General features: G+C 73.0%; 26 protein-coding genes. 13 read left to right on the plus strand and 13 right to left on the minus strand.

All coding sequences use genetic code 11. The features are described 5' to 3' along the window. Positions 1 to 112 precede the first annotated feature (112 nt). The 3 genes from ACQPZZ_RS09410 to ACQPZZ_RS09420 all read left to right on the plus strand — a co-directional run bounded on the left by ACQPZZ_RS09410 (position 113) and on the right by ACQPZZ_RS09420 (position 3,495). Positions 113 to 841: an ArsR/SmtB family transcription factor gene (locus ACQPZZ_RS09410; RefSeq protein WP_432930791.1), complete on the plus strand. Its 729-nt coding sequence runs from the start codon at positions 113 to 115 to the stop codon at positions 839 to 841. Between the two features lie 91 nt (positions 842 to 932). Further along, positions 933 to 2,354, plus strand: a complete 1,422-nt coding sequence (locus ACQPZZ_RS09415) for an MFS transporter (protein WP_432930794.1) — start codon at positions 933 to 935, stop codon at positions 2,352 to 2,354. Beyond that, a complete protein-coding gene (locus ACQPZZ_RS09420) occupies positions 2,341 to 3,495 on the plus strand; it encodes an alpha-hydroxy acid oxidase (protein WP_432930796.1) in 1,155 nt (384 codons plus the stop codon). The genes ACQPZZ_RS09415 and ACQPZZ_RS09420 overlap by 14 nt, the downstream gene beginning before the upstream one ends. A 60-nt stretch (positions 3,496 to 3,555) precedes the next feature. Here ACQPZZ_RS09420 and ACQPZZ_RS09425 read toward each other — a convergent pair whose 3' ends face one another. Both ACQPZZ_RS09425 and ACQPZZ_RS09430 read right to left on the minus strand, forming a co-directional pair. Continuing rightward, positions 3,556 to 3,777, minus strand: a complete 222-nt coding sequence (locus tag ACQPZZ_RS09425; protein WP_432930798.1) for an SDR family oxidoreductase — start codon at positions 3,775 to 3,777, stop codon at positions 3,556 to 3,558. A gap of 152 nt (positions 3,778 to 3,929) precedes the next feature. Beyond that, the gene (locus tag ACQPZZ_RS09430; RefSeq protein ID WP_432930800.1) at positions 3,930 to 4,439 is read right to left on the minus strand and encodes a hypothetical protein; all 510 of its coding nucleotides are present in this window, start codon (positions 4,437 to 4,439) and stop codon (positions 3,930 to 3,932) included. A gap of 283 nt (positions 4,440 to 4,722) precedes the next feature. Between ACQPZZ_RS09430 and metE the strand changes: the two genes are divergently transcribed. Continuing rightward, a complete protein-coding gene (gene metE / locus ACQPZZ_RS09435) occupies positions 4,723 to 7,032 on the plus strand; it encodes a 5-methyltetrahydropteroyltriglutamate--homocysteine S-methyltransferase (RefSeq protein ID WP_432930802.1) in 2,310 nt (769 codons plus the stop codon). 37 nt (positions 7,033 to 7,069) lie between these two features. Here the strand turns inward: metE and ACQPZZ_RS09440 are convergent, their stop codons facing one another. Both ACQPZZ_RS09440 and ACQPZZ_RS09445 read right to left on the minus strand, forming a co-directional pair. Beyond that, positions 7,070 to 7,744, minus strand: coding sequence for a response regulator (locus tag ACQPZZ_RS09440; RefSeq protein ID WP_432930804.1), 675 nt, complete (start codon positions 7,742 to 7,744; stop codon positions 7,070 to 7,072). After that, positions 7,741 to 9,183, minus strand: a complete 1,443-nt coding sequence (locus ACQPZZ_RS09445) for a sensor histidine kinase (RefSeq protein WP_432930806.1) — start codon at positions 9,181 to 9,183, stop codon at positions 7,741 to 7,743. The genes ACQPZZ_RS09440 and ACQPZZ_RS09445 overlap by 4 nt, the downstream gene beginning before the upstream one ends. 295 nt (positions 9,184 to 9,478) lie before the next feature. Here ACQPZZ_RS09445 and ACQPZZ_RS09450 point away from each other — a divergent pair, with 295 nt between their 5' ends. Continuing rightward, positions 9,479 to 10,486 (plus strand): carboxymuconolactone decarboxylase family protein, encoded by a 1,008-nt coding sequence (locus tag ACQPZZ_RS09450; RefSeq protein WP_432930808.1) that lies wholly within the window; start codon positions 9,479 to 9,481, stop codon positions 10,484 to 10,486. Positions 10,487 to 10,497: 11 nt separating this feature from the next. Here the strand turns inward: ACQPZZ_RS09450 and ACQPZZ_RS09455 are convergent, their stop codons facing one another. After that, positions 10,498 to 11,430, minus strand: a complete 933-nt coding sequence (locus tag ACQPZZ_RS09455; RefSeq protein ID WP_432930810.1) for an AraC family transcriptional regulator — start codon at positions 11,428 to 11,430, stop codon at positions 10,498 to 10,500. 145 nt (positions 11,431 to 11,575) lie between these two features. On the opposite strand from ACQPZZ_RS09455, the gene ACQPZZ_RS09460 reads away from it, so the two are divergent. Next, positions 11,576 to 12,133 carry an NADPH-dependent FMN reductase gene (locus ACQPZZ_RS09460; protein WP_432930812.1) on the plus strand — a complete coding sequence of 186 codons (558 nt, stop codon included), beginning with the start codon at positions 11,576 to 11,578 and terminating at the stop codon, positions 12,131 to 12,133. A 12-nt stretch (positions 12,134 to 12,145) separates the two neighbouring features. Here the strand turns inward: ACQPZZ_RS09460 and ACQPZZ_RS09465 are convergent, their stop codons facing one another. The 4 genes from ACQPZZ_RS09465 to ACQPZZ_RS09480 all read right to left on the minus strand — a co-directional run bounded on the left by ACQPZZ_RS09465 (position 12,146) and on the right by ACQPZZ_RS09480 (position 14,278). Next, complete coding sequence (locus ACQPZZ_RS09465; RefSeq protein WP_432930814.1) at positions 12,146 to 12,928, minus strand: PhzF family phenazine biosynthesis protein; 783 nt, start codon at positions 12,926 to 12,928, stop codon at positions 12,146 to 12,148. A gap of 11 nt (positions 12,929 to 12,939) precedes the next feature. Beyond that, complete coding sequence (locus tag ACQPZZ_RS09470; protein ID WP_432930816.1) at positions 12,940 to 13,086, minus strand: hypothetical protein; 147 nt, start codon at positions 13,084 to 13,086, stop codon at positions 12,940 to 12,942. Between the two features lie 84 nt (positions 13,087 to 13,170). Beyond that, positions 13,171 to 13,446, minus strand: a complete 276-nt coding sequence (locus ACQPZZ_RS09475; RefSeq protein WP_432930818.1) for a hypothetical protein — start codon at positions 13,444 to 13,446, stop codon at positions 13,171 to 13,173. A gap of 67 nt (positions 13,447 to 13,513) precedes the next feature. Then, the gene (locus tag ACQPZZ_RS09480; RefSeq protein WP_432930820.1) at positions 13,514 to 14,278 is read right to left on the minus strand and encodes a class I SAM-dependent methyltransferase; all 765 of its coding nucleotides are present in this window, start codon (positions 14,276 to 14,278) and stop codon (positions 13,514 to 13,516) included. A 71-nt stretch (positions 14,279 to 14,349) separates the two neighbouring features. On the opposite strand from ACQPZZ_RS09480, the gene ACQPZZ_RS09485 reads away from it, so the two are divergent. The 3 genes from ACQPZZ_RS09485 to ACQPZZ_RS09495 all read left to right on the plus strand — a co-directional run bounded on the left by ACQPZZ_RS09485 (position 14,350) and on the right by ACQPZZ_RS09495 (position 16,110). Then, the gene (locus ACQPZZ_RS09485) at positions 14,350 to 14,919 is read left to right on the plus strand and encodes a CGNR zinc finger domain-containing protein (RefSeq protein ID WP_432930822.1); all 570 of its coding nucleotides are present in this window, start codon (positions 14,350 to 14,352) and stop codon (positions 14,917 to 14,919) included. A 61-nt stretch (positions 14,920 to 14,980) separates the two neighbouring features. Continuing rightward, on the plus strand, positions 14,981 to 15,742 hold the full coding sequence (locus ACQPZZ_RS09490; RefSeq protein ID WP_432930824.1) for an SDR family NAD(P)-dependent oxidoreductase: 762 nt from the start codon (positions 14,981 to 14,983) through the stop codon (positions 15,740 to 15,742). After that, the gene (locus tag ACQPZZ_RS09495) at positions 15,742 to 16,110 is read left to right on the plus strand and encodes a hypothetical protein (RefSeq protein ID WP_432930826.1); all 369 of its coding nucleotides are present in this window, start codon (positions 15,742 to 15,744) and stop codon (positions 16,108 to 16,110) included. Before ACQPZZ_RS09490 ends, ACQPZZ_RS09495 begins: the two co-directional genes overlap by 1 nt. Here ACQPZZ_RS09495 and ACQPZZ_RS09500 read toward each other — a convergent pair. Further along, entirely contained in the window at positions 16,079 to 16,978 is a 900-nt protein-coding gene (locus tag ACQPZZ_RS09500) for a LysR family transcriptional regulator (protein ID WP_432930828.1), read from the minus strand. The genes ACQPZZ_RS09495 and ACQPZZ_RS09500 overlap by 32 nt on opposite strands. A gap of 116 nt (positions 16,979 to 17,094) precedes the next feature. Here ACQPZZ_RS09500 and ACQPZZ_RS09505 point away from each other — a divergent pair, with 116 nt between their 5' ends. Both ACQPZZ_RS09505 and ACQPZZ_RS09510 read left to right on the plus strand, forming a co-directional pair. Next, a complete protein-coding gene (locus ACQPZZ_RS09505) occupies positions 17,095 to 17,502 on the plus strand; it encodes a hypothetical protein (protein WP_432930830.1) in 408 nt (135 codons plus the stop codon). Continuing rightward, on the plus strand, positions 17,495 to 19,090 hold the full coding sequence (locus tag ACQPZZ_RS09510; protein ID WP_432930832.1) for a multicopper oxidase family protein: 1,596 nt from the start codon (positions 17,495 to 17,497) through the stop codon (positions 19,088 to 19,090). Before ACQPZZ_RS09505 ends, ACQPZZ_RS09510 begins: the two co-directional genes overlap by 8 nt. A 256-nt stretch (positions 19,091 to 19,346) precedes the next feature. On the opposite strand, the gene ACQPZZ_RS09515 is transcribed toward ACQPZZ_RS09510, so the two are convergent. Beyond that, positions 19,347 to 20,081, minus strand: a complete 735-nt coding sequence (locus ACQPZZ_RS09515) for a PP2C family protein-serine/threonine phosphatase (protein WP_432930834.1) — start codon at positions 20,079 to 20,081, stop codon at positions 19,347 to 19,349. A gap of 58 nt (positions 20,082 to 20,139) precedes the next feature. Here ACQPZZ_RS09515 and ACQPZZ_RS09520 point away from each other — a divergent pair, with 58 nt between their 5' ends. After that, on the plus strand, positions 20,140 to 22,302 hold the full coding sequence (locus ACQPZZ_RS09520) for an N-6 DNA methylase (RefSeq protein WP_432930836.1): 2,163 nt from the start codon (positions 20,140 to 20,142) through the stop codon (positions 22,300 to 22,302). A gap of 110 nt (positions 22,303 to 22,412) precedes the next feature. After that, positions 22,413 to 23,315 carry a serine/threonine-protein kinase gene (locus tag ACQPZZ_RS09525; protein WP_432930838.1) on the plus strand — a complete coding sequence of 301 codons (903 nt, stop codon included), beginning with the start codon at positions 22,413 to 22,415 and terminating at the stop codon, positions 23,313 to 23,315. Positions 23,316 to 23,322: 7 nt separating this feature from the next. Here the strand turns inward: ACQPZZ_RS09525 and ACQPZZ_RS09530 are convergent, their stop codons facing one another. Continuing rightward, entirely contained in the window at positions 23,323 to 24,366 is a 1,044-nt protein-coding gene (locus tag ACQPZZ_RS09530) for a DUF2293 domain-containing protein (RefSeq protein ID WP_363647120.1), read from the minus strand. A gap of 15 nt (positions 24,367 to 24,381) precedes the next feature. Continuing rightward, positions 24,382 to 25,548 (minus strand): rod shape-determining protein RodA, encoded by a 1,167-nt coding sequence (gene rodA, locus ACQPZZ_RS09535; protein WP_432930840.1) that lies wholly within the window; start codon positions 25,546 to 25,548, stop codon positions 24,382 to 24,384. Positions 25,549 to 25,597: the final 49 nt, after the last annotated feature.

Consider the following 25,597-nt stretch of genomic DNA (forward strand, 5'->3'; position numbering starts at 1 on the left):
GAGTAGGAGTTGTGTCTTCCTGTCGGGTCGATCTCGTTCTGACCCGCAATCCCGAAGGAATGCGCGTCTTTTGTCGCGTTTAATGGCAAACCTAGCGAGCAGTGTGTTCGGCATGGACCGAACCGTCGTCGACGGCCCCGACATCGCTCGTGTCGCGGCACTTCTCGGGGAGTCCTCCCGGGCCACGATGATCACCGCGCTCATGGACGACCTGCGCCTTCCCGCCAGCGAGCTGGCCAGGATCGCGGGCGTGAACAAATCCACGGCGAGCGAGCACCTGGCCCGCCTGGTCGACAACGGCCTCCTGGCCACCGAGCGCTGCGGCAGGCACACCTACTACCGCATCGCCAATCCTCTGGTCGGCCCCGCCCTGGAGACCCTCGCCGTCCTCGCCCCCAAGCGCACGCCCAACTCCCTGCGCTCCGTACGCCGCCAGGAGGAGCTCGCCCGAGCCCGCCTCTGCTACGACCACCTCGCCGGCCGCCTCGGCGTCGCCGTCACCGACGCCCTGCGCAAACGGGGGCTGCTGCACGACGACGACGGGTCGCTGCACGTGGACGTGGAGGCATGGGACGCCGACCCGCCCCTCGGCGTCCGCTGCGCACCTCTGGCACAGGACCGCCGCCCACTCGTCCGCGGCTGCGTCGACTGGACCGCCCGCCGCCATCACCTCGCCGGCGCGCTCGGGGCGGAGTTGACCGCCCGGATGTTCGACCGTGGCTGGATCCGCCGCAGGAGACCCCGCGAACGGGTCCTCGTGCTGACCGACGCCGGCGTGCACGGCCTCGCCGGCGCCCTGCCCGTGGACGACGACACCCTCGACGCCGTACGCGGGAGCTGATCCGCCGAAAGCCGGCGTCACAGGGGCGCCGGAAACCCCGTTCCGGCCACACTTCGGCGCCGGCCGAACTCACCCCGGGTAACGATGAGGTATGTCATCGACGAGAACTCCTATCACCCCCAGCCAGGGCACGGCGCCCCAGGGGCGCGGGACGATCCTCGCCGTGATGTGCGCCGGCATGTTCCTCGTGCAACTCGACGTGACCGTCGTCAACGTCGCTCTGCCGCACATCGGCGCGGGCCTGCACACCGGCCTGCCGGGCATGCAGTGGGTCGTCGACTCCTACACCGTCGTCCTCGCCGCCTGCCTGCTCGCCGCCGGAGTCGTGGGGGACCGGCTCGGGCACCGCACCGTGGCCGTCGCCGGGCTCGCGCTCTTCGGCGCGGCATCTCTGCTGTGCGGCCTCGCCCCCGGCATCGGCACGCTGGTCGCGGCCCGCGCGCTGCAGGGCTTCGCCGCCGCGCTGCTGCTGCCCAGCACCCTCGCCGTGGTCAACCAGACCTTCCCCGAACGCGCGGAGCAGGCCAGGGCCCTCGGCATCTGGGCCGGGGTCTCCGCCCTTGCGCTGCCCGCGGGCCCGGTGCTCGGCGGCGTGCTCGTCACCGCCGCAGGATGGCGCTCGGTCTTCCTCGTCAACCTGCCCGTCGTCGTGGCCGCCATCGTGCTCACCCTCCGCCGCGTCCGCAGGGACGAGCCCGCCCCCGCCCGGCGGCTGGACGTCCCCGGGGTGCTCGCCGCCGCCGTCGCCCTGCTCGCCCTCACCTACTGCGCCATCGCGTACGGCCACTCGGGCGTCTCCGCCCAGACGGTGGCAGCCGCCGTGGTCGCCGTGCTGGGCGTGGTCGCCCTGGTCTGGTGGGAGCGCCGGGCCCCCGAGCCCCTTTTCCCACCGTCCCTGCTCGGCGGCTCCGGTTTCGTCGGCGCCAACGTCGTCGCGGCCCTGATGAACTTCGTCGGGATCGGCCTCGTCTTCGTCGTCACCCTGTATCTCCAGGGTGTCCGCCATCACGACGCCCTGTCCGCGGGCGCCATGCTGCTGCCGCTGTTCGCCCCGCTCGCGCTATGCGCGCCCTTCACCGGGCGGATCGCCGCCCGCTACGGGCCCAGGCTCCCCATGCTGGGCGGGCTGCTGCTCGGCACCGCGGGCGCCGCCTGCCTGCTGCTGGTCACCACCGACGCCCCCTACGCGGTGCTCATTCCTCCGCTCCTCGGCGTCGGCCTGGGCATGGGCCTGCTGACCCCGTCCGTGGTCGCGGCGGCGCTGCGCGCGGGTCCACCGTCTCGCCCCGGCCTGTCCTCCGGCGTCAACAACACCGCCAGGCAGGCGGCCGGCGCCCTCGGCGTCGCCGTCCTCGGCGCGATGGTCGGGGACCCCGCCGGGGGCGAGACGTTCACCGCCGGCCTGCGATGGACCGGCGCGCTGTCGGCCCTTCTGTGGATCGCCGCGATCGTCATCACCGTCCGTACGGTGCCGGGCCTGGAGGACCGGAAGGAGCGCGATGCCACAGGCTGACCCGCCGCCCAGGGTCGCGGGATGCCGCGCCCGCGCCCTGCCGCAGGCTCACCCGCCCCGCACGGTCGCCGAGTTCCGTGCGCGGGCCGCCCGTGCCCTGCCGCCGGAGGTGTTCGACTACTACGACGGAGCCGCCGGACGGGAGCGCACCGCCCGCGACAACGAGGCCGCCTTCGACGCGTGGCGGTTCGTCCGGTCGGTGCTGGTCGATGTCTCCTGCCCGCGCACCGAGACCACCCTGCTCGGCCGGGCCGCGAGCGCCCCGCTCCTGCTCGCCCCGACCGCGCTGCAACGGCTCGCCCACCCGGACGGCGAACTCGCCACGGCGCGGGCCGCCCGCGGGGCCGGCCTGCCGTTCGTGGTCTCCACCCTGTCGTCGGTCCCCCTCGCCGACCTGGCCCGCGCCGGCGGCGACGTTTGGTTCCAGCTCTATCCGCACCGCGATCGCGGCGTCACCTCGGAGCTGGTGCGGGCGGCGGAGGAGGCGGGCGCCCGCGTCCTGGTGCTGACGGTCGACACCCCCTGTCCCGGCCGCCGGCTCCGGGACGAGCGCAACGCCTTCCGGCCCCCGCCGGACGTGCGGCCCGTCGAGCTCGAGGCCGCCTGCCGCCGAGCCGTGCGGCAGGCCGGACCCCCTTCCGGGCGAACGCTCACCGCGTTCTTCGAACGCAACTTCAATCCCGCCACCACCTGGGACGACGTACGCCGCCTGGCCGAGTCCACGAGGCTTCCCGTCGTGCTCAAGGGCATCGGCCGGGCCGAGGACGCCCGCCGTGCCGCCGATCTCGGCATCCCGGCCGTCGTCGTCTCCAACCACGGCGGCCGTCAGCTCGACCGCGAGCGCCCCACCCTCCACGCCCTCCCGGAGATAGCCGACGAGGTGGGCGACGACATCGAGGTCTACGTCGACGGCGGCGTCCGCGGCGGCGGCGACATCCTCACGGCCCTCGCGCTCGGCGCCGGAGCCGTCCTCATCGGGCGCCCCTATCTGTGGGGCCTCGCGACCGGCGGCGAAAAGGGCGTCGGCGACGTCCTGCGGCTGCTCCTCGACGAACTGCGGCTCGACATGAGCCTGACCGGCGTCGCCGACACCGCGGCGGTGCCGCGCGACGTCGTCACCCCGGCCGCCGGGCCTCGGTGACCGCTGCGGCGGCGCGCGCCGGCAGGCCCGCGTCATGAGCGGGTGCGTGCTCGGCACTGTCTACGACATGGCGATGATCTGCCCGGTGATGTGACGCGCCTGGTGCGAGGCCAGGAAGACGATCACCTCGGCGATCTCCTCCGGCGTGCCGACGTGCCCCAGCGGGCTCGCCGCGCGGACGGCTTCCTCGACCACCGGAGTGATCCACCCGGTGTCGGTGGCGGGCGGGCGGACCATGTTCGCCGTGATCCAGTAGCGGCCGAGTTCGGCCGCGGCGGACACCAGCCGCTGGCGTTGTTGACCAGGATCTCGACCGGGCCGAGGGCCGCCTCGGCCCGGTCGAACAGGTCGCCGACGACGGCCGGGTCGACGAGGTCGGCCTCGGCCGGTTCTGCTCGACCACCACCCCGGCGAGCCACCGGGATCGGCCGGGCCTAGTTGGTGCAGTCCTGGTTCTTCAGGGCCAGAGCCAACTCGTAGACCTTGCCTCGCTTCGACAGGAAGTAGTACAGGGCCTTCGGGTTACCGGGAACGACGGCGACGGGGTAGTTGCCCGTCGTGTCGAGCCGGGGGTAGGCCTTCTTGACCTGCTTCATGGTGGAGCCGACCTGGATGCCCTCGGGCGTCTTGACGCCCTTGGGCGCCTGGATGAGGGCGACGCCCACTTTCTTGGAGATGTGGAGGCCCACGCTGTCGCGACCGGTCGGGTGCGCCTTGAGATCCCACCCCGAGCATTGACCCTCGTCGAGCTTTTTCACGATCTTGCGGGTCGCCTCGGCCTGCTTGAGGGTCATCCCGAGCCGTACCCCACCGTAGCCGTACGGACCGAGCTTGCCGCTCGCACCGATGGCGGTGTCGGCGGGCGCCGCGGCCGCGCTCGCCGCCGTGGCGCCGGTCAATGCGATCCCCGCGGCGAGCGCCGCCGCGACGGCCGGGCGTGCCACCCGAGCCACCCTGTGCTCGCGGATTCCTCTGTGACCATTGTTCATGCCGTGTTGGAGTGCCGCCCGGCCGGGAAAGTTCGCCGCAGGCCACAACTGGTTGTCGCAGCCGAACCGCTGAACCCGGATTTCTCCCGGCCCCTCGGCGGTGTTCGCGGCTTATCGATGCCTGCGGCTAATCAGGACGACATCGAGGTGATTCATAAGCACGACCAATAGATCGGGCGGGGGTGAGGTCGGCGCGGGGAGGATGCGGGGCGTCCTGTCTGACGAACGAGGAGTCGTGATGACGTCGTCTTTTCCCGCGTCGACCGTGCCGGGGTATCCGAGGATCGGGCCGGATCGGGAGTTGAAGCGGGCGCTGGAGTCGTACTGGGAGGGCCGCACGGGCCGCGAGGAGCTGGAGGCCACCGCGCGGCGGCTGCGGGAGGACACCTGGCGGCGGCTGACCGCGCTCGGTCTGGAGGGGCTGCCGTCGAACACCTTCTCCTACTACGACCAGGTGCTCGACACGGCGGTGCTGCTGGGCGCGGTGCCCGAGCGCTACCGGCGCGACGACGACCTGGCGACCTACTTCGCGATGGCCCGCGGCGCCGAGGGAGTCGCGCCCCTGCGCATGACCAAGTGGTTCGACACCAACTACCACTACATCGTCCCGGAGATCGGCCCGGACACGGTCTTCTCCCTCGACGCCGCCAAGCCGCTGGCCGAGGTGCGTGAGGCCCGCGCGCTGGGGCTGGAGACCCGGCCGGTGCTGGTCGGGCCGGTGACGTTCCTGCTGCTGGCGCAGGCCGCCCCGAACAGTCCGGGCAGCGCGGGTAGTCCTGAGGGTTTCGTCCCGCTCGACCGGCTGGACGACGTGGTCGAGGTGTACGCCCGCCTGCTGGCCGAACTCGCCGCCGAGGGCGTCGGCTGGGTGCAGCTCGACGAGCCCGCCCTGGTCGCCGACCGCACCCCCGCCGAGCTGGCCGCGGTCGAGACGGCATACGGCCGGCTGGGGCGGCTGGAGAACCGGCCCGCGCTGCTGGTCGCCTCCTTCTTCGGGGATCTCGGCGAGGCGCTGCCCGTGCTGGCCGGAACGCCGGTCGAGGCCGTCGCCCTGGACCTCGTCCGGGGCACGGCTCACGGGGTGGACGCCCTGGCGGGCAAGACCGTCGTCGCCGGCGTGGTGTCGGGCCGCGACGTGTGGCGCACCGACCGGGAGCGCGCGCTGGCCACGCTGCTCGCCGTACGGGAGCGCGCGGGGCGGGTCGCGGTGAGCACGTCGTGCTCGCTCCTCCACGTGCCGTACGACGTGGAGCGGGAGACCGGCCTCGATCCCGTGCTGCGACGGCGGCTGGCGTTCGCCGAGCAGAAGGTCGCCGAGGTGGTCGAGCTGGCGCACCTGCTCGCCGCCACACCCGACGGTCGGCCGCCGCGAAACGACGCACCCGATCGTCTCCAGCCACGGCACGACGCGCCCGGCGGTCACCCGGCGCAGAGCTGCGCCGCATCCGGCCCCGGGCACTCCGCCGCGCACGACCGTTCGCACACGTCCCGGGCGGTGGAGGGCCGCGCTCCCTACGCCGTGCGCGCGGCGGCGCAGGCCGAGCATCTGAAGCTGCCGCTTCTCCCGGTCACCACGATCGGCTCGTTCCCGCAGACGGGGGAGCTGCGCCGGGCCCGGGCCGCGCTGGCGACCGGGGAGATCGGCGAGGTGGCGTACGAGAGCATGGTCCGAGCGGAGATCGAGCGGGTGATCGCGCTGCAGGAGCGGCTCGGGCTGGACGTCCTCGTGCACGGCGAGCCCGAGCGCAACGACATGGTGCAGTATTTCGCCGAGCACCTCGACGGCTTCGCCGTCACCCGGCACGGCTGGGTCCAGTCGTACGGCTCGCGCTGCACCCGCCCGCCCATCCTGCACGGCGACGTGCGGCGGCCCGAGCCCGTCACCGTCCGCTGGGCGCGGTACGCGCAGTCGCTGACGAGCAAGCCGGTCAAGGGCATGCTCACCGGCCCGGTGACCATCGTGGCGTGGTCGTTCGTCCGCGACGACCTGCCGCTTCGCGAGGTGGTCCATCAGGTCGCCGACGCCGTCCGCGAGGAGGTGGGCGATCTGGAGGAGGCGGGCATCCGCGTCATCCAGGTCGACGAGCCCGCGCTGCGCGAGCTGATGCCGCTGCGGCGTGCCGAGCAGGCCGCGTATCTGGAGTGGGCCGTCGCGGCCTACCGCTGGGCCACCTCGGGCGCGAGCGAGCACACGCAGATCCACACGCACCTGTGCTACTCGGACGCCGACCAGATCCTCGCCGCGATCGACGCACTCGACGCCGACGTCACCAGCATCGAGTCGGCGCGCTCGCGGGGACGGTTGCTCGGCGCGGTCGGCGCCTTCCCCCGGGGGCTCGGGCCGGGCGTGTACGACATCCACTCGCCGCGCGTGCCCGGTGTCGACGAGGTCGAACACCTGCTCACGGGGGCGCTGCGGACGGTGCCGGCCGAGCGGCTGTGGGTCAACCCCGACTGCGGGCTGAAGACCCGCTCCTACGAGCAGGTCGAGGCCGCGCTCGCCAATGTCGTCGAAGCGGCCGCCCGCCTGCGCGAGCGCCAAGCCTGACACGTCCCCCGCCGACGACGGCCCGGCCGATGACGGTTCAGCGGGGCTTGACGGAGCTCCGGGGAACCACCAGGCCGGACTCGTAGGCGAAGACGACGAGCTGGGCGCGGTCACGCGCGCCGAGTTTCGTCATCGCCCTGCTCACGTGGGTCTTGGCGGTGAACGGGCTGATCACCATGTGCGCGGCGATCTCCTCGTTGGTGAGGCCGCGCGCGACCAGGGCGACGACCTCCCGTTCCCGGTTCGTGAGCGCCTCGAGCGCGGCCGTCGGCACGGCATCCGGCGGCCGGGAGACGTATTCGCTGATGAGCGTCCGGGTGACCGCCGGGGACAGCAGGGCGTCGCCACGCGCCGCGACCCTGATCGCCTGGATGAGCTCCACGGGGTCGGTGTCCTTGAGCAGGAAGCCGCTCGCGCCCGCCCGCAGCGCGTCGAACACGTATCGGTCGAGCCCGTAATTGGTCAGCATCACCACGCGGGTGGCGGCCAGGCGGGGATTGGCGGCGATCCGGCGGGTCGTCTCGATGCCGTCCATCACCGGCATCTGGATGTCCACGAGGGCGACGTCCGGAACGTGGCGCTCGGCCAGCGCCAGGCCCTGCTTGCCGTCGCCCGCCTCGCCGACCACCTCGACGCCCTCCTCGGAGTCGAGCAGGGCCCGGAACCCGGCCCGGATGAGGGCCTGGTCGTCCACGAGCAGCACCCTGATCAAGTCGTTCCCTCCTCCGCCGTGAGGGCGGTGACGCCCGCCCGCGGGACGGTCGCAGATTGTTCGGTCCCGATACGGGCTCCGGTGCCGTTGCCACGCTCGCCGGTGGAGCCCCCGTCGGCGGAGATTCCGTCGGTGGGGACCCCGTCGGCGGAGGCTCCGTTCGCGGAGGCTCCGTCGGCGGCGGGCGGCGCGGCCGCGAGGGGCAGCTCGGCGTGGACGACGAAACCGCCGTCCGGCCCGGGTCCGGTCCGCAGCCGGCCGCCGAGCGCGGACACCCGCTCCCGCATTCCGGTCAGCCCCACCCCGACGCGAATCGCGTCCGGGCGGACCTCGGCGCTCGCCTCGGTGGTCGCGCCCGCTCCGTTCGGCGATGCGGCGCCGGACAGGCCCCGGCCGTCGTCCTCGACGTGGACGACGAGGGTGCCGGGCAGGTAGCCGACGTGTACGGACGCCGAGGCGGGGCCCGCGTGCCGCGCCACGTTGGTGAGTGCCTCCTGCACGATCCGGTAGGCGGCCAGGTCGACCTCGGGCGGCAGGGCGCGGGGTGTGCCGGTGACCGCCAGCGTGGCCGGCACCCCCGCCGACCGCGCCCGCTCGACCAGCTCGCCGATCCGGTCGGCCCTGGCCGTGCCGGGCGCGTCGTCAGGGCCGGGCTCGCGCAGCACCTCCAGCGTCGCGCGCAGCTCCCGCATGGCGTCCGCGCTCGCGTTCTGGATCGCCAGCAGCGCGGCCGGCACGTCATCGCCCCGCTTGCGCGCCAGATGGACGGCCACGCCGGCCTGCACCTTGATGATCGAGATGCTGTGGGTGAGCGAGTCGTGCAGCTCTCTGGCGATGCGCAGCCGCTCCTCGCCGGCCCGGCGCAGCGCGGCCTCCTCACGGGTGCGCTCGGCCTGGATGGCGCGCTGCTCGGCCTGGCGCAGGTACGCCCGGCGCTGCCGGGAGACGACCCCCGCGACGTTGGCGGCGACGAACCACCCGAGCAGCAGGTTGACGCCGTCCACCACCTCGCGCGGGGTCCGGGTGCCGAGATCCGACAGCTCCACCAGGAAGACGCCGCCGAGGTAGGCCGCGCTGACCAGTGCCGCCCACACACGCCGGCCGGAAACGGCCGCCGAGTAGACCGTGATCAGGACGGGGAAGGCGGTCGTCGTCTCGAAGTGCACCCGCAGGGCGTAGGCCAGCATGCAGGCCGCGGAGACGACGAGCGCCGTCACCGTCGCCGTGCGCCGTGCGGCCAGGGCGGCGGACCCGGCCAGCAGCAGCACGTAGTCGACCGCCCCCACGTCGGCGAGGCCGCCCGGCGAGCCGGGCAGCAGGGTGCCGCCCACGAGCAGCGCCGCCACGACGATCGCGATCGCGACGTCCGCGACATACGTGCCGGCGATGCGGCGGCGCCACACGCTCGCCCCGGTGTCCGTGAGGGCCGGTGTGGTCACGGAAGCGCGCTCCTGCGGGCACGCCGGTGAATCCGCGATCACCGATGCGCCCGGGGACGCCGCTGGGCTGTGGGACGCCTGACGTCCGTGATCGCCGTCCATGTCTGAAGGGTAGCCCGCGCCTGCTTCGCGCCGCCTCCTCCCGGCGGATCGATCCGGCGCTACTCCCACCGGAGTACGGCGGCCGTCTCCCGCATGCCGGGGAGCGGCTCGGAACGCCTTCCGCCGTACGACGACGGGAGCGGCGGCGCTCGGCACGATCAGAACGAAAAGCACGACCGATGGGGAGACCGAGATGCCGACGCCGTACCGCTACGTGACCCCGGTGCCCGTGGAGGCGGCGACCGGGCTGATCGCCGGGGTCTACGGTCAGATCGCCCGTGATTTCGGCATGGCCCGCATGCCCCTGTTCGCGGCGCTGTCCCCGGCTCCCGAGGTGCTCGCTCCCACATGGGCGGTGCTGCGTGAGTCGCTGCTCGCCGGACAGGCTCCGAGGGTGACCAAGGAGGTCGTCGCCGTGGGGGTCTCCCTCGCCAACAGGTGCCCGTTCTGCGTCGACGCGCACACCGTGCTCCTGCACGCGACCGGCGAGCACCGGCTGGCCGAGACCGTCGCACGCGGGGAGGCACCGGCCGATCCGGAGCACGCCCGGCTGCTCGTCTGGGCCACCGGCACGGCCACGGCCGGGCAGGCGCCGCCGTGCCCGCCCGTTCACGCGCCCGAGTACATCGGCACGGCCCTCGCCTTCCACTTCATCAACCGGATGGTGTCGTCGCTGCTGACCGACGACCTCCTGCCCGCCGGCCTGCAGCGGTCCCGGCTCATCCGCGGCCTGGGCGGCAGGGCCCTCGCCAGGACGGTGCGCCGCAGCCTGCCGCAGGGGGAGGCGCTGCCCCTGCTGCGGGGGCTGCCGTCGGGCCCGGCCCCCGCCTGGGCGGTGGGCGCCCCGGCCGGGACCGCGTTCGCCGCGCTGCACGCCGGAGCGGAGGAAGGGGCCGTTCTGCTGGACGGCACGGCCAGGGAGGCGGTCATCGAGGCGGTGGCGGCGTGGGACGGCGGGCATCCTCCGCTGTCCGGCCGGACGTCCGATCCGCTGGCGGACGTCGCGCCCATGCGCCGCCCGGCGGCCCGGCTCGCCCTGCTGGCCGCCCTCGCGCCGTACCGGGTGACCGACGCCGACGTCGCCGCCTGGCGGGAGGCCGGGGGCAGCCGGTCCGACGCCGACCTCGTGCGGCTGCTGGCGTTCGGGGCGATCACCGCCGTCCGGCGGATCGAGTCCGCTCTCGCCGTACGGGCCGCCTGAGACCGGGCGGGTCAGGAGGCGGGGGCGCAGACCAACCGGCGGTATCTGCCGGGGGAGATCCCGTGCTCGCGTTTGAACGCGTTCCCGAACGCGAACTCCGAGCCGTACCCGACGCGCCTGGCCACCTCCGCCACCGAAGCGTCCGTCTCCTGCAGCAGGCGGGCCGCGGTGGACAGCCGCCACCAGGTGAGATAGGCCAGGGGCGGTTTGCCGATCAGGTCGGTGAAGCGGCGGGAGAAGGCGGCCCGGGACAGGCCGGCCCGCTCCCCGAGCGACTGGACGGTCCAGGGGTGGGCGGGGTCGCGGTGCATGGCGTCGAGGGCGGCGCTGACGGCCGGGTCGGCGAGGGCGGCGGCCCAGCCCGAGTCGGCGCATTGCTCTCCCTCGGCCTCGAACCAGGCCCGCAGGATGTAGAGCTGGAGGGCGTCGAGCAGGGACGAGACCACGGTGTCCGCGCCCAGGCGTGGCGTTTCGATCTCCCGGGCGAGCAGGTCCACCGTGGCGCGCAGCTCGGGATGACGGCCGAGCCGGGCGGGCAGATGGATCACGGCAGGCAGTGACCGCAGGCTGGGGTGGGACCTGGCCTGGTCGAGCCGATACCCGCAGCACAGCGTGACCGTCTCGGCTCCGGTGCCACCGAGGGCGGTGCTGATCACACCGGCGTCCCGGTACGGGTCGCAGACCGGTTCGGTCAGGGGAGTCGCAGGGCTGTCGGCCAGGCCGTACCCGCCGCCCTGCGGGAGGAACACCACGTCCCCCATGCTCAGCGCGACGGGCTCACCCTCGGACGGGAGGAACCAGCACGACCCGCGCAGAACCACCTGGAAGGTCGAGGAGCCGGGCTCCGCCGGGAAGCGCTGCCCCCAGGGAGCGCGCCAGGAAATCAGCGCGGAGCGGGGCCGGCCCGTACGCATTATGGCGATGACGTCGCTCAGGACATCCATGCGGAGAGTCTAAGCTGCGAGACTCTCGCGTATAAATGCCAGATCCACGCGCATTGGTCTTCTCGCGGCTGCTTCCTAGAGTTGTCCACGTCAGATGCCGCGGGCCCCGGCGCCGAACCCCCTTCAAGGAAAGAGACCGCTCACAATGATCAAAGTAGGCGTCATCATCGGCAGCACCCGTCCCGGTCGCAACGGGGCGGCGGTCGCGCGCTGGGTCCACGATCTGGCGGTCAAGCGCGGCGACGCCGACTACGAACTGATCGACCTGGAGGACTACGCACTGCCGCACCTGGACGAGCCGGTGCCCGCCGCGGCCGGGCAGTACGAGCACGCCCACACCAGGAGGTGGTCGCAGGCGGTCGCGGCGCTCGACGCGTTCGTCTTCGTGACCCCCGAGTACAACCGCTCGACCTCCGGCGCACTCAAGACCGCGATCGACTTCCTGTACGCGGAGTGGACGAACAAGGCCGCCGGGTTCGTCGGCTACGGCGTGAACGGCGGCTCCCGCGCCATCGAACACCTGCGCCAGATTCTCGGCACGGTCAGCGTGGCGGGCGTGGCGCCTCAGGTCACGCTCTCCATCCACGACGACTTCGAGAACTTCTCCGACTTCCGGCCCGACGCCCGGCACGAGGATGCGGTGCGGCTCATGCTCGACCAGGTCGTCTCATGGGCCGGGGCCCTGCGTACGGTCAGAGCATGACCGGAAGGGAGGTCAGACCTCCAGCTCGCCGGACCAGATGGTCACGGCGTGCCCGGCGAGCTCGACCCGGTCGCCGCGCAGGGTCGTGCGCACGGTCCCGCCGCGCCGCGACACCTGCTCCCCGACGAGCACGTCCCGGCCGAGCCTGCCCGACCAGTACGGCGCGAGCACGCAGTGGGCCGATCCGGTGACCGGGTCCTCCGGCACGCCCACACGGGGGCCGAAGAACCGGGAGACGTAGTCGGCGGAGGTGCCCTCGCCGGACGCCGTCACGATGACGCCCCGGGCCTCGACCTCGGCCAGCCGCGCCATGTCGGGGTCGGCGGCCCGCACCTCGTCGGCCGATCCGACCTCGACCAGGACGTCGAACCGGCTTCGCCCGACCCACAGCGGTGTGACGCCGAGGGCCTCGGCGAGGCCGTCTGGCGGTGGGCACGACGCGGGCGGGTTCGCCGGGAAGTCCATCGTGATCAGGCCGTCGTCCGACTGCTCGGTGGCGAGCACGCCGCTCTTCGTGGCGAACTCCAGCCGCCCGGACTCGCCCACGGAGTAGAGGACGTGCGCGGCGGCCAGGGTGGCGTGCCCGCACAGCGCGACCTCGACCGCGGGAGTGAACCAGCGCAGCGAGCGCGGTCCCTCGTCCTGCCGCAGCACGAAGGCCGTCTCCGAGTGGCGCATCTCGGCGGCCACGGCCTGCATCCACTCGTCCGGCACGGTGTCGTCGAGAAGGCAGACCGCGGCGGGGTTGCCCCGGAACGGCCGGTCGGTGAAGGAGTCCACGGTGAAGACGCGCATGTCTGCGGATTCTACGGCCGCTCGCTTTCACCGGCGGGACGGCCGAGCGCGGCGAGGGTCTCCCGGGCGACCTGGAGCTCCTCGCGGGGCCGTACGACGAGGACCGGCAGACGGGCGTCCGGCGGGCTGACGACGCGATCCCGGTCCACATCGGACACGGCCGCCCCGTCCGGCGGTACCTGACGCGAGCACGCTACCAGGCGCCGGTTCGTCTTGGCCGCGAATCGGCTTTTCCTGCCCCGCTACGCGGGCGACTCCGCTTCACCCTCGGCCTGAATCGAACCCCACCGGCGCCGCCACTCGGCGGGCAGGGCGTAGGTGGCGGCGGCGGGCAGTCCGGCGTGAAAGGCGGTCACCTCGACGTCCGCCCCGGACAGGAAGTCCGACAGCGTACGCTCCGCGGCGGCGGGGTCCGGGCTGTGCTCGCTGTGCTCGGTCCGCAGCACGCGGCAGTCCCGCACCAGATGCAGTTGCAGGCTGCTGGAGCCGGCGTTGACGGTGAGCACGACCGGTGTCATGGCCTCCGTCTCCCCGGCGACTCGATGGGCAAACCCCGGCAGGCCGCCCGACAAAGCGGTCGGGAGATTACGGACGTACTGCGCAGAGCAGCCGGTTGTCGCCGCGCTGCCACAGCGTGCCGATCTCGGCGAAGCCTGCCGCGCGGAGGGCCTCGACGTGGGTGGACAGGTGGAGCGACTCCGAGCCGTCGTGCGCCGCGGTGGCAGGCCGGGGCGCCGCGACGCCGGCGAGCTCGGGGTCGGCGGCGATGGCGTCCCACCATTGGCGCCAGTCCTCGGGACGGCCGGCGGCGAAACGTCGCCGCTCCTCGCTTTCATGGATCGCCCGCTCCAGCCGGCCCAGCACCGGTGTGGTGTCCTCGGAGCTGAAGTGGTCGCCGTTGAGGAACAGCCCGCCCGGCCGCAGCACGGTCGCCAGCTCGGCGTACACGGCTCGCAGATCGGGCTCGGCCAGCCAGTGCAGGGCGGTCGTGCTCACCGCCGCGTCCGCCGGGCGGTCGAGGCCGAGCGCCCCGCTCCATCCCGGCTCGCGCAGGTCCAGGTCGGCGAAGCGCAGGCCGTCGCGGCCGCCGTACGCCGCCCGGCCGAGCGACAGCAGCAGGGGGTCGGCGTCGACCGCGACGACCGTGGCGCGGGGAAGACGGCTCAGCAGGCGGGCCGAGAGCGAGCCGGGGCCGCAGCCGAGGTCGATCACGAGGGGGTCCGGGCGGCCCGCGCCCGCCTCGACCGCGTCGATCAACGCGGTGAAGCGCTCCTCCCGGTCGGGGAGGTAGCCCTCCTGCTGGCGGTCCCAGCGGTCGATCCACCGAGTGGCGACGTCGAACGTGAGCATGCCGTCTCCTTGTGACTGGCTTGTATGCTTTCGGCAGTTACAACGTAGAACGCAAGGACGTAACTGGTCAAGTGAACTTCAACAGTCACACCGATGCCGTCGTGTCGGTCGCCGTCGGCCTGGTCAACACGCTCACCGAGGGTGAGGCGCGGGGCAGGCCGTACGAGCCGCCCACGGGGGAGGCGCGGGCCGCCGCGGTCGCCGACGTCCTCGCGACCGGCGACAAACGGGCCCCGCGGGTCGCCGACACCGAGGCGGGCGCGCTCGCGGAGGTCGCGGGACGACTGCGCGCCGTGTTCGAGGCGGTGACGCGCGGCGACGTGGACGAGGCGGCGCTCACCGTGAACGGACTGCTGGCGGAGACGGACGCGCGCCCGCACCTCGACCGGCACGACGGGGAGCCCTGGCATCTGCACTTCCACGGCGCGGGTGGCACCCTGGCGGGCAACTACGCGGCCAGTTGCGCGACCGGCCTCGCCGTGGTGCTCGGCAGCGAGTTGCACGACCGGCTCGGCGTGTGCACCGCGCCGCACTGCGACCGTGTGTACGTGGACACCTCCCGCAACGGCACCCGCCGATTCTGCTCCACGGCCTGCCAGAATCGGGTGAAGACCGCCGCCTTCCGGGCGCGCGGCGCCTGACCCCTCAGCCCGGCGAACGCCAGGTCCGATCGCCGCCGGACCCGCCGGTGCCGTTCCCGGCATGCTCGACACCATGAACGAGATCAACGACATGAACGGCAAGGCGGCCCTGGTCACCGGGGGTGGCAGGGGCATCGGCGCGGCCGTCGTCCTGAAGCTGGCCGAGCGCGGCGCGGACGTGGCGCTGACCTACGAGCGCGACGAGGACAGCGCTGCCGCCGTGGCGGAGAAGGTGAAGGGGATGGGCCGGCGGGCGCTGGTCATCCGGGCCGACAACGGCGACGCGGCGGCGGTCACCGGAGCCGTGGACCAGGCCGCCGCGGAGTTCGGCCGCCTCGACGTGCTGGTGAACAACGCGGCCGTCTTCCACGTGGCGCCGATCGAGGACCTGCGGCCTGAGGACGTCGACCGTACGCTCGCCGCCAACGTGCGCGGGCCGTTCCTCGCCGCGCGGGCGGCGGCGGCGCACATGACCGAAGGCGGCCGGATCATCACCATCGGCAGCAACATGGCCGAACGGGCCGTCTTCCCGGGCTTCGCCCTGTATGCCATGAGCAAGACGGCCATGACCGGGATGACCAAGGGGCTCGCCCGCGACCTCGGGTCGCGCGGCATCACGGTCAACCTCGTCAACCCCGGTCCGACCGACACCGCCTCGAACCCGGCGGACAGCCCCATGGCGGACGCGGTCCGGGAGTTGACGGTCCTCGGCCGCTACGCCGAGCCCGGCGACATCGCCGAGACCATCGCCCACCTGGCGGGCCACGGCGGGCGCTACGTCACCGGCGCGACGATCAACGTCGACGGCGGCTGGGCCGTCTGATGCCCGCCCGGGCGCACCGGACAACGTGCGGTTCGGACGCCGTACTGATCCGTCCCGACGGACCTGTCGCCTGGGTCACCCGCGCCGGCGAGCGGCCGGACCTGGACGCTCTCCGGACCGCCCTCACGACGTGGCTCGGCCCGGTCGGTACTCAGGTGGCGCAAAGAGACCACCGGCCCACCCTGTGGCGCACCTCAACCCTGGATCAGTGCGTCACGCTCCCTGGCCGGCTCATCCGAGCTGTCCTTTTGTCCTCGCCACCAGATCGAGTTCGTCGCGCTCGACGCGATGACCCCGGCCGAGCTGGTGGCGTCCAACGGGCGACATGTCGTGCCGTCATCGGCGGTCGTCTTGGGGATCACCGCTGATCCAGTCCCAGCTGGCGATCGTGGTGCGCATCAGCCGGGCGGCGGCCGGCAGGTGGCTGCCGGCCCCCCAGTACAAGGTGACCACGCGATGGCAGTCGGGGCTGTCGACGGTGATCCAGGCGACGGGGGCATCCGACGTGCCACGCCAAGCGAAGGCGGGGACCAGACCGATGCCGAGTCCCGCGCTGATCAGCCCGGCGATGGCGCTGTGTTCGTCGCTCTCACAGACGATCTTCGGCGTGAGGCCTCGTGCCGCGAAGAGCCGGTCGAGCAGCCGGCGTAGCCAGTGCCCCTTGCGGGCGGTGACGAAGGGCTGCCCGGCGAGGTCGTCGACGCTCACGGAGCCACGGCCCGCCAGCGGATGGTCGAGTGGGACGCACACCCTCACAGGTTCCTCGAACAGCCGCATCGACTCCAGGCCTTCGGCGTGGATCGGCTGTGAGGCGACGCACAGGTCGACGTCCTGGGCCCGCAGACGGCGGGCCATGTCCTCCGCCAGGGACCAGTGGAGCTCGACCTCGACGGAGGGATGAGCTCGTTTGTAGGCCGCCAGCGGGCCGATGAGGGTGAGGAAGGTCTCCGACGCGAGTCTCACGGTGCCCAGGCCCTCGCTGGCGGCCTCGGCGACGGCGCGTCGCCCCGCCTCGAGCTCACCCAGGGCGCGTTCGACGTGGTCGCGGAAGAGCCTGCCCGCGTCGTTGAGCCGGAGCCGGCCGCTGCGGTCGAACAGCGGGGTGCCCAGCTCGCCCTCCAGCCGGGCGATGGTGCGGCTCAGCGACGGCTGGGCGACGCGCAGCTCGTCGGCGGCCCGGCTGAGGTGTTCCAGCCGCGCCACCGCCAGGAACTGCTTCAGCGCGTGCAGGTCCATGATGACTCCCCGGACATAACGCTATAGCAATATTGATCTTAGAAAGAATAGCTCTCTAGCTATAGCGTTCACTGCCAGGCGCTCATGAAGCGAAAGCGCAGTGAGGAGGAATCTCCATGTTCACCGTGGCCCCGCCACGGACGGCACCCACGGGATGGATGCTGCGGGCCGTCGTCAGCGCGCACGCGCTGGCGATCGCCGGTCAGCCGGTGTTCGCGGGAGTGTATCTGAGCGGTGACTACGCAGGTTTGAGCTTGCACACGGCCGGCGCCAACACCGTCACCTCCATCGGTTACCTGCAGATGATGGTCGCGATCGCGGTCTGGGTCCGGCTTCGCCGGGCCCGGCCGTTCCTGATCACGACGGCAGTGGTGGCTGCGGAGACTGTGCAGTACTTCGCCGGGCTGGACGGCACGTTGTGGCTGCATCTTCCGCTGGGGGTGACGACCGTCGTCGCCGTCGTGGTGCAGTTCATTGACGTATGGCGGCGGCCTCTCCTCCGCAAGGGGGCCGACGATGACTGACAACCGTGGCGTGACCAGGCGGCGGGCGCTCGGCATCGGCGGTGCGCTCGGACTGATGACGGCCGCCGGGCTGACGGGCGCGGCCGCGCTGGCCCGCCGGCCGTCCTTCACCGGTGCCCAGCTGCGTAGCGCCGTACCGCTCCCGCCGCCGTTCCAGGTGCCGCTGCCGATTCCCGCCGTGCTGAAGCCGGTCGGCACCTCGGGCGGCGCCGACCGCTATGAGATCACCCAACGTGAAGCGAGCGCGGAGATCCTGCCGGGAGTTAAGACTCCGTTGTGGACGTACGACGGGACCTTTCCCGGGCCGACGGTCGAGTCGCGCCGCGGCCGGCCGGTCACCGTGTCGCACCGCAACGAGCTGCCCGTCCCGACGGTCGTGCACCTGCACGGCGGCCGGACTCCGGCGGCCTCCGACGGGTACCCGACCGACCTGCTCCTCCCCGAGGGCTGGCGTGAGCACTCCACGCACGTGGGACACGGCTCCGCTCATGGCATGCACGACCCGAGGGCCGTGGTGACAGAGCTGACGCGGGACTACATCTTCCCGCTGGACCAGCGGCCGGCGCTGCTGTGGTATCACGACCACCGGATGGACTTCACCGCCCCTGCAATCTGGCGGGGCCTGGCCGGGCTGCACATCGTGCGCGACGATGCCGAGGACGCCCTCGGCCTGCCCGCCGGGCCGCGCGAGCTGCCCCTCGTGATCGCCGATCGGGCGTTCGCCGCCGACGGCAGTCTCGCCTACCCCGCCCTCGACCCCACCCTGCGTGTACGGCCCGGCGTCCGTGAGCCGTATCTCGCCGGGGTCCTCGGCGACGTCATCCTGGTGAACGGTGCTCCGTGGCCCATGCACGAGGCCGACGCGGCCCGCTATCGGCTGCGCATCCTCAACGCCTCCAACGCCCGCCACTACGAACTCGAAGCGGTCACCGATGATGGGCGCCGCCTCGACCTCGTCCAGATCGGCGCCGATCAGGGACTCCTCACCGCCCCGGTCGTCCACAGACTGCTGCCGATAGCGCCCGCCGAACGCTACGACGTGGTCGTCGACTTCTCCGGTCTCCCGGCGGGCAGTCTCGTCAGACTTGTCAACAGGCTCGGCGCCGGCCGAACCCGGGACGTGATGGCCTTCAGGGTCGCGCGCAAGGTCGCCGACGACAGCCGCATCCCACGCACCCTGTCCGCCGACCTGCCGGCCTGGCGGCGCTCGGACGCCGTCAGGATGCGCGACGTCGCCTTCCGCACCGGGCAGACGCACGCGGGCCGCGGCTGGCTGATCGGCGGCCTGCCATTCGACCCCGCCCGCACTGACGTCACCACCCGGCTTGGCGATGTCGAGGTCTGGCGGCTCATCGCCGACGTCCACCATCCCGTTCACCTGCACCTGGCCGGCTTCCGGATACTTTCCCGCAGCGGCAGGCCGCCGCTGGCTCACGACGTGGGGCTCAAGGACACCGTCTCGCTACGGCCCGGCGAAGCCGTGGAGATCATCACCCGATTCGAGGGCTATCGCGGCCGTTACCTCTTCCACTGCCATAACGCCGAACACGAGGACATGGGCATGATGGCCAACCTCGAGATCGTCTAGCAGCGCTTTGTCGATGCTTTCGAAGTGTGGAGATGGTCCGCCGGCACGGCGAAGCCTGCCGACCTGGGAGCCCGTGGAGCCGGTCAGCAGCCGCAGGCGAAGAGACCGGCCGACACGCGGGCCACGCGGACATCCTCCGCGAGCTGATCGACGGCGCGACCGGCGCTGATCCCGGAGCCGCCGAGCTGCTCTTGGGCGGTCAGCAGCTCCGGAGGGCCGCTCTCGCGGTGCGGGGGAATGGTGTTCCGGTCTCGCCTCAGGCGCCGGCGGGCTCGACGTCGGCGACCACACAGGAGATGTTGTCGGGGCCGCCGCCCTCGTTGGCGAGCTCGATGAGCAGGCGGACGGCTTCCTGCGGATCGGCCACGGTGGTGAGCACGTGGTGCAGCGCCTCGGGTTCGAGCACGGAGGTCAGCCCGTCGGAGCACAGCAGGTAGCGGTCGCCCGGGTAGGCCTCGCGCAGTGACAGATCGGGCTCGGCCAGGCCGCTCGTCTCCAGCGCCCGCAGCAGCAGGGAGCGGCGGGGATGGCGGGCGGCCTGGTCGGGGCTCATGCGCCCGTCGTCCACCAGTGACTGCACCAGCGTGTGGTCACGCGTTATCTGGTACAGCGCGCCGTCACGCAGCATGTACGCCCGCGAGTCGCCCACGTGGGCCAGCGCGAACTGCCCGTGCCCGTCCCACAGCATGGCGGTGACCGTGGTGCCCATCCGTTCGAGCGCCGGGTCCTGCGCGGCGAGGTCGCCCAGGCGCTGCCCCGCCTCCCGTACGGCGTCCGCGAGGGCCGCGACGGGATCGGCGGGGGCCGGGCCGTCCTCCAGTTTGGCCATGGTGGAGATGACGGCCGCGCTGGCGACCTCGCCGTGTCCGTGCCCGCCCATTCCGTCGGCGATGGCGAGCAGGCGCTCGCCGGCGTGCACCGAATCCTCGTTGTTGGCACGCGAACGCCCGACGTCCGACCCGGCGGCGTATCGAATACGGTTGTGCGTCATGGTTTTGAGTAAACCATTGGTTGAGTCACTTCACAAGCATAGTGCTAGGCTCGTGTTCATGAGCCACGACGCCCAGGCGGACAGCACAGCGGACACGACGGCGCGTCCAGCCGCCGCGAGCCCGCTCGAGGCCGCCGTCGAAGCGGCGGTCGAAGCCACCGTGAACGCGGGCGACATCGCCCGGCTCGCCGACGTCGGCAGGGCCGCGGTCAGCAACTGGCGCCGCCGGTACGAGGACTTCCCCCAACCGGTCGGTGGTACCGCCTCCAGCCCGCTTTTCTCACTCCCGGAAGTAGAGGCGTGGCTGCGCAGGAACGGTAAGTCGTTCGAGGTGTCCCAGGGGGACCGCGTCTGGCAGCGGCTGCGCGCGTCGGCCGACGACCTGCGCCTGGGCGAGGTGCTGGGGGAGGTCGGCGCGTTCCTGCTCTACACGCTCCGCGACCCCGATGGCTGGAAGCGCCTGTCCGCCGCCACCGACCTCGCCGTACGGCTCCCGCGCGCGGTGGCCGAGGCGACCGCCGACCTGCCTCCGCGCGGCGGGGACGCGACGCCGCTGGAGCCCGGCCTGCTCCGGTTGGTCGCCGGGCTGGCCGAGCGGCAGGGGGCGGCGGGCACGTTCGAGTTCCTCTGCGAGCGGTTCGCGGAGGCGCACAGCCGCAGGCTGGCGCTGACCCGGCCCGACGTGGCCGCCCTGATGACCCGGCTGGCCTGCCCGGACGCGCGTACGGTGCTCGACCCGGCGTGCGGCATGGGGACGCTCCTGCTGAACGTCGCGGCCGGGGAGGGAAACGGGGTGCGGCTGCTCGGCCAGGACGCCAACGAGACGGTCGCGTTGCTCGCCGCGTTGCGGCTGTTGCTGCGCGGACGGGACGCCCGCGTCGTGCCCGGCGACGCGCTGCGGCACGACGCGTTCCCGCCGGACCGGCCGATGGACGCGCCTGGTGACACGCTCGGGGACGCGTTCGTGGACGCCGTCGTGTGCGACCCGCCGTTCAACGAACGGGCCTGGGGCCACGAGGACCTCATCGGCGACTCCCGCTGGCAGTACGGCATGCCCCCGCGGGGCGAGTCGGAGCTGGCCTGGGTGCAGCACTGCCTCGCTCACGTGCGGCCCGGCGGGCTGGTGGCCATCCTGATGCCGGGCGCCGCCGCGAGCCGTCGCCCGGGGCGTCGCATCCGGGCGAACCTGCTGCGGGCCGGCGCGCTGCGCGCGGTCTTCACCCTGGCGCCCGGCGGGCCCGATCTGTGGCTGCTGCGCCGCCCGAAGCCGGGGGAGCGGCAGCCGGTCGCCCTCCTCGTGGGCGACGCGGGCGACGACCCCGCCTCCGTCGAGCCGGCCTGGCGGGCTCACCTCGCCGAGACCGAACCGCCGTCCGGCGGCCGTACGGTCCGGATCATCGACGTCCTCGACGACGAGGTGGACGTGAGCCCGGCGCGGCACCTGTCGCCCCGGGTCGACACGCGGGGCTTTCCGGCGGCCGGGGAGCGCTTCCGGGAGGCGGTCAAGGCGCTGGCCGACGGCGTGCCCGACCTGGAGGTGCTCACCGGCGGAGCGGCGGGCTGGGACGCGTCGTGGGCGACCGTGGCCGAGATGGCCAGGTCGGGACTGCTCACCATCCGGCACTCGAGGCTGCGGGCGCTGCCGGACGGCGACGTCCCCGGTGACATTGCCGGCGAGGTCTCCGGTGGCGGCGTTTTCGCGGGCGCGGTCTCCGGCGGCCAGACGATCGGCCAGGCGATCGGCGGGGCGGCCGGCGACGCGTCCGGGGACGGCGTCGCGGTGCTGACGGCCGACGACGTCGCGGCCGGGACGGCGCCGTCGCGGCGGATCCCGCCGGCCCCCGGTCTGGTCGCCGCGCGCCCGGGTGACGTGGTGGCCTCGGCCGTCACCGCCCGGGTGGTCACGGTGGAGGGGGCGGTCCTCGGCCCCCATCTGAGCCTCTTCCGCGTCGACCCGGGGAAGGTGGATCCCGAGTTCCTGGCGGGATTCCTGCGGTACGCGGCAGGCGGCGGCCGGCCGCATCTCGGCAGCAGCCGGGTGGAGGCCCGCCGGGCCCGCGTCCCCCAGCTTCCGCTGGCCGTCCAGCGGACGTACGGCGCGGCCTTCAGGCGGCTGCTCGCGATCGAAGACGGCCTGCGCGAGGCGGCCGCCGCGGGGGAGGCGCTGGCCCGTCTCGGCGTCGAGGGGCTGATCGACGGACGCCTCCGCCCCCGTGAATGACGCAAACGGGAGCTTCCAAGCTGAAGGTGTCCTGTTCACCCGGCCGCCGAGCCCGAGCACCCCGGACGGATCCGGTAGCTTTTTCCCCGATAGGCCGACGGGAGGGGCGCATGGTCATCGGCGACCGGTATGAGCTGGACGACCTTCCCCTCGGTCAGGGCGGCATGGGCGCCGTGTACGGCGGGCACGACCGGCGGCTCGACCGCAAGGTGGCGGTGAAGTTCCTGCGGCTGCCCGACGGCCCGGACGAGGAGCTGCAACGCCGGTTCATCCGGGAGGCGCGGATCCTCGCCAAGCTCGACCATCCCGGCGCGCCCGTGCTCTACGACTTCGGCACCTACGAACAGCGGCTCTTCCAGGTCATGCAGTTCATCGAGGGCGTGACCGTCGCCGATTTGCTCAGCGAGCACGGCCCGCTGCCGGTGCCGTGGGCCGCGGCCGTCGCCGCCCAGGCGTGCGCCGTGCTGACCGCCGCGCACGAGCTGGCGATCTGCCACCGGGACCTCAAGCCGACCAACCTCATGCTCTGCCCGGACGGCAGCGTGAAGCTGCTCGACTTCGGGCTCGCCATGCTGCGCGAGGCGGACCGCGCGGGGGTGACGGCGCAGTTCACCCGGATCGGGCAGATCCTCGGGACCCCGGCGTACATGTCGCCCGAGCAGATCCAGCGTGGTGTCGCCGGGCCGAAGAGCGACCTGTACTCCCTCGGCTGCGTGCTGCACGAGATGCTGACCGGCAACCAGTTGTTCACCGGGCCCACCGAGTACGCCGTGTTCGACAAGCAGGTGAAGGAACGGCCACCCCGGGTGCCGGGGGTCCCGGCCGAGCTGGACCGCCTGATCGCCGAACTGCTGGAGAAAGAGCCGGACAACCGGCCGCCCGACGCGCACACGCTGTTCGAGCGGTTGCAGCCGTTCGCGGTCGACCTGCCTCCGCTGCCCGGCTTCCTCAACCCGTCGTCGGTCCCCAGCCCCGGCCGCATGTACGCCCAGATGGTCGGCCGCGTCCGCTGAGAGCCGCTCATGCGCGCCAGGCCGTCAGGACCTCCTCGACCCGGGGACGGATCCGCTCGCGGGCCGTCATACGCGGCACCCCGGACATCAGCAGCTCGTCGTAGTCGGTGTCCAGGTGGCGCACGCTCGCGATCACGGCGAGCGTGATGGCGTTCTCGTCCAGCACGCGGGCGGCGGCGGTGCGGCCCACCCGCCCGCTGCCGCGTACGGCGGCGTGCGCGGCGATGGCCTCGGCCCGCTCGGCCGGGCAGCGGGGGAACAGGCGCCGGATCTCGGCCGCCATCCTCGTCCGGAACTCGGCATCCTCGCCGGCGCGGCGCTCGCGGTCGCGTTCACGGCGGCGCAGCCGCACCTCCTCGTCGGCCAGGCACTGCTCCTCGGCCCGCGCCAGTGCCTCCTCCTCGACCAGGACGCCGAGACGCTCGTATCTCTTGCGCCGCCGGTTGAAGCGGACCACGACGGCCGACAGCCCGCTCTCCTTCTTGGCGCGGCGGCTCAGCGCCGCGTTCCCGGCGGGCAGTAGGCACAGGTGGTCCATGTCGGCGCAGCTGAGACAGTGCGGCCGGTCGTCCTCCATGACCAGATAAGGTCCGGTGTCCCCACAGTCGGCGCAGGTCCACGCGTCCAGCGGTGCGACGACCACGAGGTCGGGGGCCTTGTTGTGCCGTTCGGTGATCTGCCGCCGCCGCGCCTCGCTCAGCTCCGGCGACAGCCAGTGAACGCGGAAGGCGCGCTCCAGCTCCTCGTCGCCCGCCGCGGTGAAACGCAGCTGCCGCCGGTCGCGGGTGCCCGCGGTGTACGCCGCCTCGCTCTCCACCAGGTCGCGGGACACGGCCCAGGCGCGCAGATGCGACACGGCCTCGGCCATCCGGCCGGCGTCCACGGCGGCCAGCCGTTCCAGGCTGTCGGCGCGGCCCTGCCGCCAGGTCTCCACGTGGCGGTCGTGCAGCCACCGCAGACCGGTGAGGACGTCGATCGGGGTCACGTGCTTGCGGGTGGCCAGGGCGATCTCCGCCGCCTGGGCCACCCGTCCGCCGAGCTTGCTGCGCATTCCTCCAAGCCTGCCCTATCCCGGTGTGCGCGTACGCCGGTTCACGGCGGCCAGCAGCCCCACGGCCGCCAGGCTGGAGATCGTGGCCGACCCGCCGTACGACACGAACGGCAGCGGCAGCCCCGCGACCGGCAGCAGGCCCATGGTCATCCCCACGTTGACGAACGTCTGGAACGCCAGCCAGCACACCACCCCGCCGGCCACGACCGTGCCGAACGGCGACGGGCTCTTGGCCGCGATCCACAGGCCACGCCACAGCAGGGCGAGCATGAGCAGGATCACGCAGGCGGCGCCGGCGAAGCCGAGCTCCTCGCCCGCGACGGTGAAGATGAAATCGGTGTGCTGCTCGGGCACGAAATGGCCCGCCGTCTGCTCGCCGTGGAACAGGCCCTTGCCCAGCAGGCCCCCGGAGCCGATCGCGATCCTGGCCTGGGTGGCGTTGTAGCCCACGCCCATCGGGTCGGCGTCCGGGTCGGCCAGCACCATCAGACGCTGGAGCTGGTAGGGCCGGACGAGGTCGAGCCGCCACACCAGGAACAGCCCGGCGGCCCCGGCCGCGGCGAACGCCGCGAACCATCTCTTGGGCGCGCCCGACACCGCGATCATCCCGGTGGTCAGCACCAGGAAGACGAGCGCGGTGCCATAGTCGGGCTGCAGCGCGATCAGCCCGACCGGCAGCGCGGCGAGCCCGAGGGCGAGCAGCACGGCCCCGGCGCCCGGCCTGCGCTCGCCGTCGCGCGGCTCGCCGAGCGCGGTCGCCAGCGCGAGCAGCGTGGCCGCCTTCGCGAACTCCGACGGCTGGAACTGCAGCCCGTCGCCGAGCACGATCCACGCGTGCGAGCCGTTGATCGTACGGCCCAGCGGGGTCAGCACGGCGATCAGCCCGGCCAGCCCGAGCAGGTACAGCACCGGGACGTACGCCCGCAGCATCCGCAGGTCGATCCGCGAGACGGCCCACATGAGCACGAAACCGATGCCCACGCTGAGCGCCTGCCGCTGCGGCAGCGTCGAGCCCGGCTCGTTGCGGGTGGCCGACCACACGAGCAGCAGCCCGATCGCCGACAACGCGGCCGCGGGCAGCAGCAGCCCCCAGGCGGGGAGGAAGGCGAGGCGCGCCCTCGTCCTGCGCCTGGTCGTACGGCCCGGCGGCAGCCGTACGGACAGGGGACCGAGCGTCGTCATCGTGCGCCTCCAGCTGGACGAGCCCGGACCGTCACGGCTGGCGGGCGGC

Source organism: Microbispora sp. CA-135349, from assembly GCF_050947365.1.
GTDB lineage: Bacteria > Actinomycetota > Actinomycetes > Streptosporangiales > Streptosporangiaceae > Microbispora.

Coding starts and splice junctions, on each gene's coding strand:
- ACQPZZ_RS09410 (WP_432930791.1), top strand. CDS start 113: ATGGACCGAACCGTCGTCGACGGCCCCGACATCGCTCGTGTCGCGGCA.
- ACQPZZ_RS09415 (WP_432930794.1), top strand. CDS start 933: ATGTCATCGACGAGAACTCCTATCACCCCCAGCCAGGGCACGGCGCCC.
- ACQPZZ_RS09420 (WP_432930796.1), top strand. CDS start 2,341: ATGCCACAGGCTGACCCGCCGCCCAGGGTCGCGGGATGCCGCGCCCGC.
- metE (WP_432930802.1), top strand. CDS start 4,723: ATGACGTCGTCTTTTCCCGCGTCGACCGTGCCGGGGTATCCGAGGATC.
- ACQPZZ_RS09450 (WP_432930808.1), top strand. CDS start 9,479: ATGCCGACGCCGTACCGCTACGTGACCCCGGTGCCCGTGGAGGCGGCG.
- ACQPZZ_RS09455 (WP_432930810.1), bottom strand. CDS start 11,430: ATGGATGTCCTGAGCGACGTCATCGCCATAATGCGTACGGGCCGGCCC.
- ACQPZZ_RS09460 (WP_432930812.1), top strand. CDS start 11,576: ATGATCAAAGTAGGCGTCATCATCGGCAGCACCCGTCCCGGTCGCAAC.
- ACQPZZ_RS09465 (WP_432930814.1), bottom strand. CDS start 12,928: ATGCGCGTCTTCACCGTGGACTCCTTCACCGACCGGCCGTTCCGGGGC.
- ACQPZZ_RS09475 (WP_432930818.1), bottom strand. CDS start 13,446: ATGACACCGGTCGTGCTCACCGTCAACGCCGGCTCCAGCAGCCTGCAA.
- ACQPZZ_RS09480 (WP_432930820.1), bottom strand. CDS start 14,278: ATGCTCACGTTCGACGTCGCCACTCGGTGGATCGACCGCTGGGACCGC.
- ACQPZZ_RS09490 (WP_432930824.1), top strand. CDS start 14,981: ATGCTCGACACCATGAACGAGATCAACGACATGAACGGCAAGGCGGCC.
- ACQPZZ_RS09495 (WP_432930826.1), top strand. CDS start 15,742: ATGCCCGCCCGGGCGCACCGGACAACGTGCGGTTCGGACGCCGTACTG.
- ACQPZZ_RS09500 (WP_432930828.1), bottom strand. CDS start 16,978: ATGGACCTGCACGCGCTGAAGCAGTTCCTGGCGGTGGCGCGGCTGGAA.
- ACQPZZ_RS09505 (WP_432930830.1), top strand. CDS start 17,095: ATGTTCACCGTGGCCCCGCCACGGACGGCACCCACGGGATGGATGCTG.
- ACQPZZ_RS09510 (WP_432930832.1), top strand. CDS start 17,495: ATGACTGACAACCGTGGCGTGACCAGGCGGCGGGCGCTCGGCATCGGC.
- ACQPZZ_RS09515 (WP_432930834.1), bottom strand. CDS start 20,081: ATGACGCACAACCGTATTCGATACGCCGCCGGGTCGGACGTCGGGCGT.
- ACQPZZ_RS09520 (WP_432930836.1), top strand. CDS start 20,140: ATGAGCCACGACGCCCAGGCGGACAGCACAGCGGACACGACGGCGCGT.
- ACQPZZ_RS09525 (WP_432930838.1), top strand. CDS start 22,413: ATGGTCATCGGCGACCGGTATGAGCTGGACGACCTTCCCCTCGGTCAG.
- ACQPZZ_RS09530 (WP_363647120.1), bottom strand. CDS start 24,366: ATGCGCAGCAAGCTCGGCGGACGGGTGGCCCAGGCGGCGGAGATCGCC.
- rodA (WP_432930840.1), bottom strand. CDS start 25,548: ATGACGACGCTCGGTCCCCTGTCCGTACGGCTGCCGCCGGGCCGTACG.